The sequence below is a fragment of the Clostridium sp. C105KSO13 genome, assembly GCF_001517425.1.
GTDB lineage: Bacteria > Bacillota > Clostridia > Lachnospirales > Lachnospiraceae > Muricomes.
This window is the reverse complement of the sequence record NZ_FBWL01000037.1, coordinates 1-896: the sequence shown is the minus strand read 5'-3', so window position 1 is coordinate 896 and position 896 is coordinate 1. Positions and strand designations below refer to the sequence as shown.

General features: G+C 43.2%; 1 protein-coding gene. It reads right to left on the bottom strand.

Annotation, left to right across the window (positions count from 1 at the left end):
* The coding region (locus tag BN3456_RS00120; RefSeq protein ID WP_089981944.1) for an AlkZ-related protein at window positions 1-896 on the bottom strand (896 nt) is incomplete at both ends.

Sequence of the window (896 nt, the reverse complement as noted above, 5' to 3'; positions counted from 1 at the left end):
ACCTGCCCGTCCTCCTGAAAGTCCCATATGTTCTCCGATTAATTTGAACGTTAAGCCTTCCTTGTATCGCAGATGTAACACTTCCTGCTCATTCTCCTTCAACTGCCTGATAGTAAATTCCAATCCGACCAGTTGATCTTTCGTTACCTCATCATATTTAATTGCAACTTTAGAAATATTATTGACATCTAGCTCTGTCAGGAGGTTTTCCGGATAGCAGATCACTTTCTTTTTAGCTGCTAAAACCCCTTTTATGCTCTCTTCCGAAGCAACAGCCCGCCGAATCTGTTCAGGTGAAGCGGTGGGATATATTTCCATCACATGACTGATAATTCTGTCTCCTGACTTTCTCGGTTCCTCTTCATATGCCGAAGTTACATACTCGTATCCCCAGAGAGTCTCCGGTCTTGTATATACAGCAATAGATCTGTCATATGCCCGGCCGGTTTTATTCCTTTTCCTGTGAAAATCACGAAGACATAAGTAGCTTTGCATCTGCAGACTGGTCATAATACCTTCAAAGTTCTTTCCACCATTTTTTCCAAATCCTGCCTGCTTCTTTATCTCAAAAGAATACAGTTCTGCCTTTTCATCCTCAAATAAATCCATGACCTTTTTCTGCCGCATGGAAGCCTTTTCATCCTCCCACAGCGAATCAAAGTCGTACCCGTCCCTTCGGTAGTTGGCAAAGTAAGGAAACCATTGTTTTGAAATAAATCCTGCTTTGCCATAAAAGAATTTTCCATAGGCAGCTTTTCCGCTCCTTGTAATGATTCCTCTCCACTCCCAGGGATCAAGCAGGCTGTCTTCAGACCACCAGTCGGCTGCATTCGTGTGTTCCTCCACCGAAAACCCCGGTATATCATTTTTGAAAAGTGGCAAAAAACCGGCCTTAT